The sequence below is a fragment of the Sulfitobacter sp. AS59 genome (assembly GCF_038899995.1).
Classification (GTDB): domain Bacteria; phylum Pseudomonadota; class Alphaproteobacteria; order Rhodobacterales; family Rhodobacteraceae; genus Sulfitobacter.
The window spans coordinates 289,967-304,155 of record NZ_JBBMQK010000004.1; the positions used below are offsets into that span (position 1 = coordinate 289,967).

The window sequence follows — 14,189 nt, forward strand, 5'->3', positions numbered from 1 at the left end:
CATGGGTGTTACATCAGCCCTCGTACTGTTTGCCGTTATATGGTCCATGATCTTTATGATTGCGCTGCCGATCCGCGTGAAAACCCAAGGCGATTTGGGCGAGATCGTAGAGGGCACGCATGCAGGCGCGCCGGAACATCACCACCTCAAGAAAAAGGCGTGGTGGACGACGGGGATCACGCTGGCGCTTTGGACATTCACTGTCTGGTTCATCCTGTCCGGCATCGTCACCGTGGCGGATATTGAATATTGGCTGCATGGGGATCTGACACCAATTGGTGGAACAGATGGGTAAAGGTCGCCGCGCCTAAGACCGGGATGACAAGGTTCAGCAGGGGAACAGACAGCGGCATCGCCATCAACACCCCTGCGGCCCAGATTGTTGCCATATGTTTGCGTCTGAGCAGTTTTGCCTGGGCACGGCCCACACGGCGGATGGCGGCCAGCGTGAAATATTCACGGCCCAGCAAAAACCCGTTCACCGCCCAAAAGATCAGCGGCGCAAGCGGGGCAAAAAGGATGTAAAAGATCAGCGCGATGACGTTCACGCCAATCAACACCCCCATGAAATTCACCGTATCACGCAGCGCATCGCCAAGGGACACCTGGTTTGCGGGGGGCAGGTGCGGGTAATGTTCTGCCTCGACGGCATCGGCCACGTCATCCAGAAACAATGACGTTATCGCCGATGCGACGGGGATCATCAAAAAGACCGACAGCCCCATCAGTAGCAACCCGGCCCCCCAGCTGAATAGATCATCCAGCCATGTAACCTCGCCCAGCAATGGGATCGACGTCATGTCGCCGGTCAGCCATCCGACAAACCAGACAAAGGCTGCGGCGATGCCGATCAGCAATAGCAGGGCCAGTCCGATGCCTTTGACGAAAACCTTGCGAAACCGCGGGTCGGTTAGTTGGCCAAGGGCAAGGCCAACCGCCTGAAAAATCTGCGCTATAGCCATGTGGTTATTGCGGAAACGTCGGGGCGTGGGCGTTCGGGCGGGGCAGCGGTTTCGGTCCCGATATGGATGATCCCGGCGATGCGTTCGTTTTCAGCCAAGCCAAAGCCCTGTTGCATAAAGACGCGATCGTGGCTGATCCAGCCGCTGAGCCAGTTCGCACCCCAACCCGCAGCAAGCGCCGCGTTTGTCAGCGCAAGGCATACGGCACCGGCGGAATAGGTTTGCTCAAGCGGGGGCACCTTTGGCGATGGTTTCTGCACCTCGACCACGACCACGGCAAGATGGCCCTGATCGAACTGGCCGCGCCCTTTCATGACTTGCATTGGGTCAAGGTTCAGGGCCTCACCACGGGCCTGCGCGATATCTGCCAGACGGCCCATTGCAGGTTTGTCGATCACGATAAAGCGCCATGGTTCAAGCTTGCCATGATCAGGGGTGCGCGCGGCGGCTGTCAGCAGGGGCAGCAACGTATCCCGATCTGGTACAGGGGTGGTCAGCGTCTTGGCCGGGCGGGACCGGCGGGTTTGCAGAAAGTGCAGCGCGTCTGGGTTTGGTGTTGGCATGGAAGTCTCTCTTATCAGTTCAGATCTTGCGCCATTGCATCAATGGCATCGCGCAGGACGGCGTCAAATTTTTGGGCTGGGCTGGCGGTTTTGAATATTCTCCGCATGCGGATCTGGCACGATGGTATCACGGACTGCATAGGCTGCAATGGTGGCGTGGCCACAGAACGGGACATGGGTCACTAGATAGGTAGCTTCGGCGGCCAGTACCAGCGTACCGCGCAAAGTTTTCGAGAGTTTATGCCTGGTCTTGAGCGCCCGATAGGGGCACCAAGCCAGCGGATGACTTGCGTGCCCCAATCAGGACAAGCGTAAATCCGTGCTTCTCTATCCTAATATGTTTAGCCGACCATCCCGACGATCTCGTAAGTTTTCTTGAGGATCGGCGCGGTGATTTCTCGTGCTTGCGTCGCGCCATGGGCAAGGATGCGGTCAATCTCGGCAGTGTCGGCCATCAGTTCGGCCATACGTGTGCTGATCGGTGACATCTTGGCGACGGCAAGCTCGGCCAGCAGCGGTTTGAAGCTGCCGAACTGCTGCCCACCCACATCGGCTAGCACCTGTTCAACCGTTTGGTCGTTCAACGCGGCATAGATGTTTACAAGGTTCCGTGCCTCTGGCCGGTCCTTGAGGCCTTCGACCTCGGAGGGCAGTGCATCAGGGTCCGTTTTGGCCTTGCGGATTTTCTTGGCAATCGCGTCGGCATCGTCGGTCAGGTTGATACGGCTGGCGTCGGACGGGTCAGATTTTGACATCTTCTTGGAGCCATCGCGCAAGGACATCACGCGCGTCGCCGCCCCTTCGATCACAGGTTCCGTCAGTGGAAAGAAATCAACGCCGTAGTCATGGTTGAACTTGGCCGCGATGTCGCGGGTCAGCTCAAGATGCTGTTTCTGGTCCTCGCCCACCGGCACATGGGTGGCGTGGTAAATCAGAATATCGGCGGCCATCAATGCAGGATAGGCGAACAGGCCCAGCGACGCCGTCTCGGCGTTTTTGCCGGCCTTGTCTTTCCACTGGGTCATGCGCCCCATCCAGCCCATGCGCGCCACGCAATTAAAGATCCACGCAAGCTGCGCGTGTTCGGGCACTTGGGATTGGTTGATCAGGATGGATTTGGCCGGATCGATCCCGGCCGCGATAAAACCAGCGGCCAGTTCACGCGTATTGTGGCGTAAGGTGGCGGGGTCTTGGAATTTCGCAGTGATCGCGTGCAGGTCCACCATGCAATAGACGGTCTGGTATGACCCTTCGTCTTGCATATCCACGAAACGCTTCATCGCGCCCAGATAGTTGCCGAGCGTCAGACCACCGGACGGTTGAATGCCCGAGAACACGCGCGGGGTAAATTGGGTGTCGGTCATGGCAACGCTCCGATAAGGCTGGAAAAGACGGCACGATGGGCTTACCCATGCGCACCAACCCCGTCAAGGAGGCCCCATGACTGATCCTGATTTTCAACCGCCCGTCAATCCGATGCCCGCTGCCGTGACGCTGCTTTTTCTGGCGATCGCCGGGATTGAGGCAGGCCTGTCTTTGGCCGAGGCCGGTATCATCGGTGGCCCCGGCGCGGTCGGCTGGCGCTTGGCGTTGGTGCGCGACTACGGGTTTTCAAACGAGGTGTTTGACTGGATGATCGCGAACCGGCGGTTCCCCGCGTCCGAGGTTGTGCGCGTCGTAAGCTATTCCTTTGTCCATCTGGGGTTCACCCATGCGGTTTTTGCCATGGTTCTTTTGCTGGCGCTTGGCAAAATGGTGGCCGAGGCGATGGGCCAAACGGCGGTTGTGCTGATCTTTTTTGCAGCCGGTATCATGGGGGCGATTTTATACGCGCTGGTGCTGGATGATCCGATCTGGCTGGTGGGGGCATACCCCAATGTCTATGGGCTGATCGGGGCCTATTCTTTTGTCATGTGGCGCAAGTTGGCGAACCTTGGCGAACCGCAATACCGCGCATTTCTTCTGATCGCGCTTTTGATGGGCATACAGCTTTTGTGGGGCGTGTTTTTTGAGGCGGGAACACAGTGGCTGGCGGACCTGTTTGGGTTCTTTGTCGGCTTTGGTCTGTGTTTCGTGTTGGCACCCGGTGAATGGGCGAAATTGCGGGCGCGTGTAAGGCATCGTTGATTTTTCACGCGAGGCAGGGGGGCCAGCCCCCCTGACCCCCCGGGATTTTAGACCATTTGGAAAACGGGGATTAGCCGCGTTTTAATGCGCTTTTGAATTCACTTAATTTGAAGGCACCGATCAACTGGCCCGTGCCAAAATAGACAAGGTTGCCAAGAGCGACCAAAATCACCAGCCCAATGCCGCGCCACCATGGCTGGCCAAGCAATGTTTGTAGCGCGACATTTGCAAACCAGATCGTAACACCCATAACGGCGGAGGCTGCGAGAATGCGCCAAATGCGTTTATGGAAGCGGGCATCGAATTTTGCCGCAAGACCAAAGCCACGTGCGCCAAAGGCGAGCAGGCCGAACATGGCCCACCCTGCAAGTGTGGTGGCGATGGCAGGGGCGATCCAGCCGATAACGGGGCTGAGGCCGACGGCCAGCACCACATTCACGACCATCGCCACGACGGCAAAGTAGAACGGGCGTTTGGTGTCTTCGCGGGCGTAATAGAGCGGTTGCAGGATTTTCTGCAGAACGAAAGCGGGCAGGCCAAGGCCGTAGATGGCCACTGCCATTGCAATGGCAGCGGCATCATCAACGGTTGTCGCGCCCCGTTGGAAAAGCACAGAGGCCAGTGTGAAGGGGATGACCATCAAGGCCACCGCTGACGGGATTGTCAGGGCGAGTGATACTTCGGCAGCGCGGCTGATTTGGGTGTGAGAGCCCTGTTCATCCCCAGCCTTGAGGCGGCGAGACAGGTCAGGCAGCAAGACCACGCCAACGGCAATACCGACGACGCCCAGCGGGAGTTGGTACAGCCGATCAGCGTAGTTGAGCCAGGCAACGGCCCCTTCATAAAAGCTGGCCACTTGGCGACCGACCAGCAGATTGATCTGCATCACACCGCCTGCAAGGGCGGCCGGGGCCGCAATGATGGCCAGACGTTTGAGTTCAGGCGTCATACGCGGCCTGCGGCTGAAGCCGAGGGTGAAGCCCGCGCGTTTGGCCGCCCACCAGACCAACGCCAGTTGCGCGATGCCAGCAAGGGGGACAGACAAGGCCAGCGTATCACCGATTTGAATGCCAAGGGCTTTGTCGATGCCAACGCCCAATACGTCGGAGCCTTCACGGCCAAGGGCGGCACCGATCAGGACCGCAATGATGAAAACGATATTCAGAACCACCGGAGCGGCGGCGGCTGCCATAAATCGGCCTGTGGCGTTCAGAACGCCCGACACAAGTGCGGCGAGCGAGATGAAGAGAATATAGGGAAAGGCAAGCCGCCCATATTCAACGGCCAGATCAAACCGAGTGTCGCCTGCAAAACCCGACGCCATCAGCAGCACCAAACCGGGCATCGCAACAATGCCAATGACGGTGAAGATGGTCAGGATAAACGCCATTCCGACAAAAGCGTCTTGGGCAAATTCTTCTGCGCCGTCACCACTTTCTAGCTTTTTCGCGAACATTGGCACAAAGGCCATGTTGAACGCGCCCTCGGCAAAGAAACGGCGAAACATGTTGGGCAGGGAAAAGGCGACCAAGAACGCTTCGGCGGCGGGGCCCGAGCCAAGATATGCCGCAACCATCATGTCGCGGATGAAACCCATAATGCGGCTTAGAAAGGTCCAGATACCGACTGTGAAAAAGCCAGACATCAGTCGGATTGGTTTCATTTGAATGCGTGCCCTGTGACTGCGATGCAAATGGCGTATCGTTTAGCGTCGCATTGCGCAATTGTTGATATGAGGGCGCGCTAGGCCGCAAACGGAAAACCGCCGACCCAGATTGATCCCTCAGGCACGCTGAATATCACTCGTCCTGCGCGCGCTCGATCCCTTCTGCGATGGCGAGGCGCAGGCGTTTCTCAAGGCCTTTTTGCTTGCTTTCCGAGTGGTATTTCAGGCCGAACATGTCTTTGACATAGAAGGTATCAACCACCTGTTCGCCGTAGGTCGCGATAACCGCGTTTGCGATATATACGTTCGCCTCGGCCAAGCTGCGCGTCAGATCATAGAGCAGCCCCGGGCGGTCGCGGGTGTCGACCTCGATGATGGTATAGATTTCGGAACCATCGTTATCAAAGGTGATATGCGTCGGAACCCTGAACGCGCGCTCGCGTTTCTTGACCTTGTCGCGGGATTTTAGTTCCTCGCGGGCAAGGATTTCACCCTTGAGCGTTTTCGAGATCATCTGCCGTAGGCGCGGCAGGCGGGCGGCGTCATAGGGGTTGCCATCCGCGTCCTGAATCCAGAATGCATCGGTCACGTAGCCGTCTTTGGTTGTGTAACTGCGGGCATCAACCACATTTGCACCAACCAGCGCCAAGGCACCGGCAAGCCGTGCGAAAATGCCGGGATGATCGGCCATGACAAAACACGCACGCGTGGCATCGCGGTCGTCGTCAGGGTGCAGGTCGATCCGAATTTCGCCGTCTTTAATGTCGCGCAGCTGCTGGGCGAACACCACATGGGCCGTGACGTGCAGACCCTGCCAATAGGGCGGATAGTGACGCGCGGTTTCGATCTGCAAATCCTTGCGCGGCCAATCGGCAAGCGCGGCGCGCAGGGTCTTTTTCGCCTCGTTCCCGCGATTTGCGCGATTGAGGTCTTCGAGCCCGGTTTCAAGGGCGCGTTTTGTCTGGCGGTACAGGCCACGGATCAGCACGGCCTTCCAGTTGTTCCACGTGTTCGGCCCCACGCCGCGGATGTCGCAAACGGTCAGGACGCATAGCAGATCAAGCCGCTTGACCGTTTGCACGGCCTTGGCGAAATCACGCACGGTACGGGGGTCGGCAATGTCACGTTTCTGCGCCATGTCGGACATCAACAGGTGATAACGGACCAGCCATTCAACCGTGTCGACTTCGGCCTTGTTCAGGCCCAGCCGTGGGGCGATCTTGCGGGCCATTTGTGCGCCAAGGATCGAATGGTCTTCGGGGCGGCCTTTTGCGATGTCATGCAGCAGCAGTGCCACATAGATGACTTTGCGGTTCACCCCGCGCTTTAGGATGTTTGAGGCAACAGGCAGGTCTTCTTCCAGCTCGCCCTTTTCGATCAGCGCAAGGTTGGTGATGCACTGGATCGTATGTTCGTCCACCGTATAGCTGTGATACATATTGAACTGCATCATCGCGACGATGTTCTCAAATTCGGGGATAAAGGCGGATAGAACGCCCAATTCGTTCATGCGGCGCAGCCCGCGTTCGGGGTTGCCATGCTTGAGCATCAGATCAAGGAAAATGCGCTGCGCTTCGGCATTGTTGCGCATATCGTCGTCGATCAAGTTCAGGTTCAGCTTTACCAGACGCATGGCATCAGGATGGATCAGCATGCCGGTCCGCAACGCCTCTTCAAAGATGCGCAACAGGTTCAGCTTGTCGGCGATAAAGGCGGCGTCATCCACAATGGCCAACCGGCCGCCGACGACGTGATAGCCGTTGCGCATTCTGGGGCGACGGCGAAAGATACGCTCCAGCAGGGGTTCGGCCTTGATGTGGATACTTTCCAACTTGGTCAGAAAAATGCGCGTCAACTCGCCCACTTGGGTGGCATGGCGGAAATAGTTCTGCATGAACACTTCGACGCCGCGCCTGCCACCAGTATCCGCATATCCCATCGCTTCGGCGACGGCGACTTGCATGTCAAAGGTCAACTGCTCTGTCGCGCGCCCTGACAGCAAATGCAGATGGCCGCGCACCGCCCACAGAAAGTTTTCGGCGGCGACAAATGTTTTGAACTCTTCTTCTAGAAAGATGCCACGATCCACCAGATCAGCGGCTGTTTCGACGCTATAAATACGTTTGGCGATCCAGAACAACGATTGCAGATCGCGCAGGCCGCCCTTTGCTTCCTTAACGTTCGGCTCAACCTGATAGCGCAGACCTTGCTTGCGATGGCGCAACCCGCGTTCTTGCAGCTTGGCCTCAATAAAGCTGCGCCCCGAGCCCGAGAAAAGATCGGTTTTCAGCGCTTCGTCCAAGTCGGCGGTCAGATCAAGGTTCCCGGCGATAAAGCGGTGTTCAAGCAGGGCGGTCTGGATCGTGTAGTCTTCGGTGCCCAAACGGATGCAGTCGCGTATGGTGCGGGTGGAATGGCCTACCTTTAGCTTTAGATCCCACAGCATATAAAGCATGGATTCAATGACGCTTTCTGTCCAGGCGGTCGCCTTGTAGGGGATCAAAAACAGCAGATCGACGTCGGAAAACGGGGCCATTTCACCCCGGCCATACCCGCCAACGCCAATCACGGCCAACCGTTCGCCGGATGTGGGGTTGGGTTTGGGATGCAGGCGTTGAACAGCGATTTGCAACGTGGCGCGCACCAGTTGGTCGGTCAGAAAACAATAGGCGGATGTCATCGCACGGGCATCGAAAGGGGTCGCCGCAAAGGCGCGCGCGATCTCGGCCCGGCCTGCTTTTTGTGCGTCGCCCAGAATGCGCACGGCGGCGGCGCGCACCTCGCTGCTGTCTGTGACGCCTTCGAATGCGGCCGTCAGGGCGTCTGAAACCGCATCTTCGTCGAATATCAATTCGGGTGCGCTGATCAGGTGAAGCGCTGTTGCCTCACCTGATTCAGCCTGTGCAACTAATGGTTTTACCACTTAGTGTCCTTTAGAAACCGGCCCCGCCGAAAGCCTTGGGGGCGGGGTCAATGATCACGACGGAATTGTTGCGCACGGTTGCAACCGCCAGACCGTGTTCGGTTGTGCCGTCTGCTTTGAAACGGAACACACCGCTGGCCCCGCGAAAGCCTGCGCCTTGGGTCAGGCGGGCAGCAGACAACGCATCCGAATGGCCGGATTTGACCAATGCACCGACAGCGGCGATGCCATCAAAAGCCAGGCCCGCAATCGGGTTTGGCAACGCGCCATAGGCCTGGGTGTAGCGTTGCGAGAATGCAGTCGATGCCGATGGGTCAGGCAGTGCAAACCAGCCGCCCTGAACGCCCGGCAGTGACAGCGTTTGGGCTGGAATATCCCAGCGGGTCAGGCCGATGTATTGGGTTGTCGCGACGGGTAGGCCTGCTTCGGGCAGCAGCTGTGTAAACAGTGGCAGCGCGCTGGCCGATGATGTGGTCAGGAAAATCGCGTTGGCACCATTTGCGGTGACCGCTGCCTTGACGCGGGGGACCGCTGCAATAACGGCTTCCTGGCTTAGCGCGTAATCGACAACGCCCGCAGATGTAGCACCGTTTGCTGCGATGGCTTTCTGGATCGCGTTGCGGCCCAGTTGCCCTGCCACGTCATCGCCGTGCAGGATCAGGATTTTGTCTTTCCCCCTGGCCTTGGCATAGCCGACCAGACGGTCTGCGGTGTCACCGAACCCTTGGCCCATTACAAAGACGTTGCCCCCCGCAATGCTGGGGTTGTTTGAGAAGGCCAGAACATTGACACCCTTGCCAGAAACGGCCTTGCCCGCGGCGTTCGCAGCTTCGCCATAAAGCGGTCCGATAATGATTTGCGCCCCTTCGTTGACGGCCTGTGCCGCAACTTGGGCGGCCATGGCCGCGTTGCCGCCGGTGCCATAGACGCGCAGATCAATCTGCACCCCCGAAAGATCGCGGATCGCAAGCAGCGCTGCATTTTCAAGATCTTGCGCCAGCACGTTATCGCTGTCAGAACCGCCGCGCGGAATAAGCAGGGCAACCGGAACCGGCTTGCTTGCATCAATGCGGGGGCCATTGTTTGACCCGATACCGGTCATTCCGCCCGGCTCGCATGCCGCTAGAACAAATGCCACAAGGGGCAGGATCAAAAGCCGCAGTGGCTTGCGAAGGGTGTCGAAAACGGCGAACATAGCGGGGTCACTCCATTGGTGGCATGTCGGCGGCAATAGCCCGTGAACAGATGCTTTAATCATAGTGCGTGCGAAAGGCGGGTCCAGCTTGAATTACCAGAAGGTACCGCTCTCAGCGGGGCTTTACTTTGTCGGCGTGCCAATTGGAACCGCCCGCGACATTACTTTGCGTGCGCTTGATGTGTTGGCCTCGGCTGATGTGCTGGCGGCCGAAGACACCCGTAGCATGCGCCGGTTGATGGAAATTCATGGTGTTCCGCTTGACGGGCGCAAGGTGCTTGCGCTGCATGACCATTCGGGCGCAGGTGTACAAGACAAGCTATTAGCTGCTATTCGGGATGGAAAATCCGTCGCTTACGCGTCCGAGGCGGGAATGCCGCTTATTGCCGATCCCGGGTTCGAGCTGTCGCGCGCCGTGTCGCAAGCCGGGCTGATGGTGACCTGCGCACCGGGGCCGTCTGCGGTGTTGACGGCGCTGGCTTTGGCTGGGTTGCCGACCGACGCATTTTTCTTTGCCGGATTTATGCCAAATGCGAAATCGGCCCGCCTGACCGCAATTCAAAAGCTGAAAGACGTCCAAGGGACGTTGGTATTCTACGAATCGCCCAAACGTGTTGGTGCCATGTTGCGGGATGCCGCACATGCGTTGGGCGACGATCGCCCCGCTGCCGTTTGCCGCGAATTGACGAAAAAATTCGAGGAAGTCCGCCGGGGCACATTGGCAGAACTGCAAGACCATTATGCCGACAAAACCCCCAAGGGCGAGATTGTGGTTCTCATTGACCGGGGGCGTTCACAATCTGTTAGCCAGAGTGACCTAACCTCTGATCTGGCTTCGGCGTTAGAGAATATGTCGATGCGTGATGCGGTCGATATGGTGGCACAGGCGCATAATCTGCCGCGCCGGCAGGTGTATCAGGCCGCGTTGGAGCAGGGCAAAGGGAACGGTTAATCATGTCTGCGGCAAAGCAAATTCAGGGGTCGGTCAGCTATTACGCAGGTCAGGCCGCTGAAAATGCTGTCGCGCGGGATTACGTTTCGCGGGGATATACCCTCGCTTGTGAAAGATGGCGGGGCAAGCGCGGCGAGATTGACCTGATCATGCGCAGCGATGCCGATTTGATTTTCGTTGAGGTCAAGAAAAGCCAAAGCTTTGAGCGCGCGGCCTTGCGGGTGTCACGCCGCCAGATCGACAGGATTATGGGATCAGCCGAAGAATTCCTTGCCGGGGAGCCAAACGGCCCGCTGACCAATGTGCGATTTGACGTCGCCTTGGTCGACCAAACGGGGCAGCTGCGCATCGTCGAAAACGCGTTTGGCCACGACTGACCCATTGCACCCCGCGCCGTGCTGCGTCATCTAATGTTGAACAGTACGGAGATCTGGTATGAAAATCGCCTTTCAAATGGACCCGATCGGGGCCGTCAACATTAACGCCGACAGCAGCTTTCGCATCGCCGAAGAGGCGCAGGCGCGGGGGCATACCCTTTTCTATTACCTGCCTGACAATCTTGCGTTCCAAGAGGGTCGGATCACAGCAAAAGGGCATGATCTGACGGTTCAGCGCGTGCAGGGCGATCACGCGACGCTTGGCCCGCTGCGCGAGGTTGATTTGGCGGATTTCGATGTAGTCTGGCTGCGCCAAGACCCGCCGTTTGACATGCATTACATCACATCAACGCATCTTTTGGACCGGATCAAAGAAACAACGCTGGTTGTGAATGATCCGTTTTGGGTGCGCAATTACCCCGAAAAACTGATGTGCCTCGATTTCCCCGATCTGATCCCGCCGACCACAATCGCGCGTGATCTTGATACGATCAAGGCGTTCAAGGCCAAGCATGGCGATGTGATCCTGAAGCCGCTGTACGGCAATGGCGGGGCCGGTGTGTTCCGGCTTGACGAAAACGACCGCAACCTTGGATCGCTGTACGAGCTGTTTACCGGTTTCTCGCGCGAGCCGTTGATCGTGCAAAAATTCCTGCCAGCGGTGTCCAAAGGCGACAAACGTGTGATCTTGGTGGACGGGGAGGCCGTGGGCGCCATCAACCGCGTCCCCGCAGCGGGCGAAACACGGTCCAACATGCATGTTGGCGGCAGACCTGAAAAGGTCGGCCTGACCGACCGCGATCTTGAGATTTGCGCGGCCATCGGCCCCGTGCTTAAGGAAAAAGGTCAGATATTTGTCGGCATCGATGTGATCGGCGATTACCTGACCGAAATCAACGTCACCTCGCCAACCGGCATCCAAGAGCTTGAGCGTTTTGACGGCACCAACATTGCGGCCAAAATCTGGGAAGCGATTGAAGCGCGCCGCGCATGAGCCTGATACGTCCAGCGCTGAACACCTATTTGCGGCTGGTTGAAAAGCGCAAGATGCGCCGTGCCAAGACGCCGCAGAAACTGCGCAAGAACCTTGAGCTTAGTGCGCGACTGCTGTTTCACGCACCGCGCGGGACGACGATTGAGAAGACGACCTTACCGGGTGACGTCGATGTGCTGACGGTGACGCCAAAGCATGTTACCTCTGACATCGTTATTTTCTATATCCACGGTGGCGGTTTTGTCTTTGGCAGCCCCGAAACCCACGCGGCGATGTTGGGCCAATTGGCGGCGCGTGTGGGCGCACGGGTTGTGATGCCACGCTACCGGTTGGCACCTGAGTTCAAGTTTCCCACAGCCGCAGATGACGTGGAAGCCGCCTATCGCGCATTGATTGCGTCAGGTGTGAGCGCGCAAAATATCGTGGTGGGCGGTGACAGTGCCGGGGGTGGGCTGGCCTTTGGTCTGCTGTCCGAAATTTTGACTAAAAAACTGCCTGCGCCTCGTGGTGTTTTCGGGTTTTCGCCCTTTGTGGATTACACACGCCAAGGGGCCAGCGTGGTTGAAAACGCCGACCGAGAGGCCGTCCTTCCCTCCGATCGTGCGGGCGAGTTGCTGAATATGTATTTGGGCGATGCGGATCGCTCAGATGTACGACTGAACACGTTAAGCGCCAATTTTCGTGGCGCGCCGCCCGTGTGGTTATGTGTGGGCGATACGGAAATCTTGCGCGATGATGCGCGCGCGCTGAACCAACATCTAAAGTCCTGCGATGTCGACGTCTCCTTTCACGAGGAGCACGACCTGCCGCATGTTTGGCCGCTTTTTCACAACATTTTGCCCGAGGCCCGTCAGACCTTGGGCAACCTTGCCGGATGGATCAAAGCGCTGCCGACGCCGGTATCCGAAAGCTAAGCGCCTCGGCCAGATGGTGTTTTTGGACGGTCTCGGCTTGATCCAAATCAGCGATGGTGCGCGCGACACGCAACACGCGATGATAGCCACGCGCCGACAGGTGAAACCGCTCCGCTGCCTGCAACAACAGCGCGCGGGCCTCGGCATTAGGTGTTGCAATGCTTTCCAATAAATCGCCCTCGGCATCTGCGTTCAAATGCGCATCTGGGGCATCGGCAAAGCGGGTCTCTTGGATCTGGCGCGCCGATGCGACACGGGCTGCGACCTCGGCCGACCCTTCGCTATCGCCGGGCAAATCCAGATCGGTAAAAGCGACAGGGGGCACATCCACCCGCAAGTCAAACCTGTCCATCAAGGGGCCGGATATGCGGGCCATGTAGTCTTCGCCGCAGGCGGGGGCGCGGCTGCAAGCGCGTGCCGGATCGCTAAGATATCCGCATTTGCAAGGGTTTGCGGCGGCGACAAGTATGAATTCACACGGATATCGCACATGCGCATTGGCGCGGGCGATCATGACCTCGCCGGTTTCAACCGGTTGGCGCAGCGTCTCAAGCACCATGCGGGGAAACTCGGGGAATTCATCCATGAATAGGACACCGTTATGCGCCAAGCTGACCTCGCCGGGTTTGGCCTGCCGCCCCCCGCCGATGATCGCGGCCATTGATGCAGTGTGGTGCGGTTCGCGAAACGGCCGCGTGCGTGATATCCCGCCCTCGACCAGTAATCCGGCCAGTGAATGGATCATTGACGTGCTCAATGCCTCGCGCGGCGTGAGCGGGGGCAAGATCGACGGAAGTCGCGCGGCCAGCATGGATTTTCCCGACCCCGGCGTGCCGACAAACATCAGATGGTGACGCCCAGCGGCAGCAATTTCCAAGGCACGTTTCGCGCGTTCCTGCCCTTTGACGTCGCGCAGGTCTTTGGTTTGGTGCGGCGCGGAAACTTCGCCCGGATCGGCGGGTGCGATCGGCACCTGTCCGGTATAATGACGTACGACAGCGCCCAAGGAACCGGCCGCGATCACTTGGGTATTGCCGACCCAAGCCGCTTCTGCGCCAGAGGCTTCAGGGCATAGAAGGCTGCGGTTGTGTTCGGCTGCCGTCATTGCAGCGGGCAATGCGCCGATCACTGGTATCAACGCTCCGTCCAACGACAGCTCGCCCAGTGCGACAACCGATTGGGTGACATCCTGGGGTAAAATGTCGATGGCGGACAGCAGCGCGAGAGCAATGGGTAGATCAAAATGGCTGCCTTCTTTGGGCAGATCGGCAGGGCTTAGGTTAATGGTGATCCGTTTGCTGGGCAGTGCAATCGCCATCGACGAAAGTGCGGCACGCACCCGGTCGCGGGCCTCTGACACCGCTTTGTCGGGCAGCCCCACAATCGAGAATGCGGGCAAACCGGCAGAGACGGCGCATTGTACTTCGACAATGCGCGCCTCGACGCCCTGAAACGCAACGGTATATGCACGCGAAACCATAGGGGCCCTTTCGGTGGCCAAGATGGTTAATGCGTA

At 58.4% G+C, this 14,189-nt stretch carries 13 protein-coding genes; 6 read left to right on the forward strand and 7 right to left on the reverse strand.

What is annotated here, in order from left to right; all coding sequences use genetic code 11:
* Position 1 precedes the first annotated feature (1 nt).
* On the forward strand, positions 2-295 hold the full coding sequence (locus tag WNY39_RS11555) for a DUF1467 family protein (protein ID WP_341233226.1): 294 nt from the start codon (positions 2-4) through the stop codon (positions 293-295).
* Here the strand turns inward: WNY39_RS11555 and WNY39_RS11560 are convergent.
* From WNY39_RS11560 to trpS, 3 genes are all read right to left on the reverse strand, one after another.
* A complete protein-coding gene (locus WNY39_RS11560) occupies positions 228-962 on the reverse strand; it encodes an EI24 domain-containing protein (RefSeq protein ID WP_342845687.1) in 735 nt (244 codons plus the stop codon). The genes WNY39_RS11555 and WNY39_RS11560 overlap by 68 nt on opposite strands.
* The gene (locus tag WNY39_RS11565) at positions 953-1,525 is read right to left on the reverse strand and encodes a nitroreductase (protein WP_342845688.1); all 573 of its coding nucleotides are present in this window, start codon (positions 1,523-1,525) and stop codon (positions 953-955) included. The genes WNY39_RS11560 and WNY39_RS11565 overlap by 10 nt, the downstream gene beginning before the upstream one ends.
* Positions 1,526-1,866: 341 nt before the next feature.
* Positions 1,867-2,889 (reverse strand): tryptophan--tRNA ligase, encoded by a 1,023-nt coding sequence (trpS, locus tag WNY39_RS11570; protein WP_341233230.1) that lies wholly within the window; start codon positions 2,887-2,889, stop codon positions 1,867-1,869.
* Positions 2,890-2,965: 76 nt separating this feature from the next.
* Between trpS and WNY39_RS11575 the strand changes: the two genes are divergently transcribed.
* Positions 2,966-3,652 (forward strand): rhomboid family intramembrane serine protease, encoded by a 687-nt coding sequence (locus WNY39_RS11575; protein ID WP_342845689.1) that lies wholly within the window; start codon positions 2,966-2,968, stop codon positions 3,650-3,652.
* A 70-nt stretch (positions 3,653-3,722) separates the two neighbouring features.
* Here the strand turns inward: WNY39_RS11575 and murJ are convergent, their stop codons facing one another.
* From murJ to WNY39_RS11590, 3 genes are all read right to left on the reverse strand, one after another.
* Complete coding sequence (gene murJ, locus WNY39_RS11580; protein WP_342845690.1) at positions 3,723-5,315, reverse strand: murein biosynthesis integral membrane protein MurJ; 1,593 nt, start codon at positions 5,313-5,315, stop codon at positions 3,723-3,725.
* Between the two features lie 136 nt (positions 5,316-5,451).
* Complete coding sequence (locus tag WNY39_RS11585; protein ID WP_342845691.1) at positions 5,452-8,241, reverse strand: [protein-PII] uridylyltransferase; 2,790 nt, start codon at positions 8,239-8,241, stop codon at positions 5,452-5,454.
* Positions 8,242-8,251: 10 nt separating this feature from the next.
* The gene (locus WNY39_RS11590; protein ID WP_342845692.1) at positions 8,252-9,436 is read right to left on the reverse strand and encodes a penicillin-binding protein activator; all 1,185 of its coding nucleotides are present in this window, start codon (positions 9,434-9,436) and stop codon (positions 8,252-8,254) included.
* 88 nt (positions 9,437-9,524) lie between these two features.
* On the opposite strand from WNY39_RS11590, the gene rsmI reads away from it, so the two are divergent.
* Genes rsmI through WNY39_RS11610 form a run of 4 tightly spaced genes read left to right on the forward strand, consistent with a single transcriptional unit; the run spans position 9,525 to position 12,673 of the window.
* Positions 9,525-10,388: a 16S rRNA (cytidine(1402)-2'-O)-methyltransferase gene (gene rsmI, locus WNY39_RS11595; RefSeq protein WP_342845693.1), complete on the forward strand. Its 864-nt coding sequence runs from the start codon at positions 9,525-9,527 to the stop codon at positions 10,386-10,388.
* Between the two features lie 20 nt (positions 10,389-10,408).
* Positions 10,409-10,765 (forward strand): YraN family protein, encoded by a 357-nt coding sequence (locus WNY39_RS11600; RefSeq protein WP_342845841.1) that lies wholly within the window; start codon positions 10,409-10,411, stop codon positions 10,763-10,765.
* Positions 10,766-10,823: 58 nt separating this feature from the next.
* A complete protein-coding gene (gene gshB / locus WNY39_RS11605) occupies positions 10,824-11,759 on the forward strand; it encodes a glutathione synthase (protein WP_342845694.1) in 936 nt (311 codons plus the stop codon).
* Complete coding sequence (locus WNY39_RS11610; protein ID WP_342845695.1) at positions 11,756-12,673, forward strand: alpha/beta hydrolase; 918 nt, start codon at positions 11,756-11,758, stop codon at positions 12,671-12,673. The genes gshB and WNY39_RS11610 overlap by 4 nt, the downstream gene beginning before the upstream one ends.
* Here the strand turns inward: WNY39_RS11610 and WNY39_RS11615 are convergent.
* On the reverse strand, positions 12,639-14,153 hold the full coding sequence (locus tag WNY39_RS11615) for a YifB family Mg chelatase-like AAA ATPase (protein ID WP_342845696.1): 1,515 nt from the start codon (positions 14,151-14,153) through the stop codon (positions 12,639-12,641). The genes WNY39_RS11610 and WNY39_RS11615 overlap by 35 nt on opposite strands.
* Between the last annotated feature and the right edge of the window lie 36 nt (positions 14,154-14,189).

Coding starts and splice junctions, on each gene's coding strand:
- WNY39_RS11565 (WP_342845688.1), bottom strand. CDS start 1,525: ATGCCAACACCAAACCCAGACGCGCTGCACTTTCTGCAAACCCGCCGG.
- trpS (WP_341233230.1), bottom strand. CDS start 2,889: ATGACCGACACCCAATTTACCCCGCGCGTGTTCTCGGGCATTCAACCG.
- WNY39_RS11560 (WP_342845687.1), bottom strand. CDS start 962: ATGGCTATAGCGCAGATTTTTCAGGCGGTTGGCCTTGCCCTTGGCCAA.
- WNY39_RS11590 (WP_342845692.1), bottom strand. CDS start 9,436: ATGTTCGCCGTTTTCGACACCCTTCGCAAGCCACTGCGGCTTTTGATC.
- murJ (WP_342845690.1), bottom strand. CDS start 5,315: ATGAAACCAATCCGACTGATGTCTGGCTTTTTCACAGTCGGTATCTGG.
- WNY39_RS11555 (WP_341233226.1), top strand. CDS start 2: ATGGGTGTTACATCAGCCCTCGTACTGTTTGCCGTTATATGGTCCATG.
- WNY39_RS11615 (WP_342845696.1), bottom strand. CDS start 14,153: ATGGTTTCGCGTGCATATACCGTTGCGTTTCAGGGCGTCGAGGCGCGC.
- gshB (WP_342845694.1), top strand. CDS start 10,824: ATGAAAATCGCCTTTCAAATGGACCCGATCGGGGCCGTCAACATTAAC.
- WNY39_RS11575 (WP_342845689.1), top strand. CDS start 2,966: ATGACTGATCCTGATTTTCAACCGCCCGTCAATCCGATGCCCGCTGCC.
- WNY39_RS11610 (WP_342845695.1), top strand. CDS start 11,756: ATGAGCCTGATACGTCCAGCGCTGAACACCTATTTGCGGCTGGTTGAA.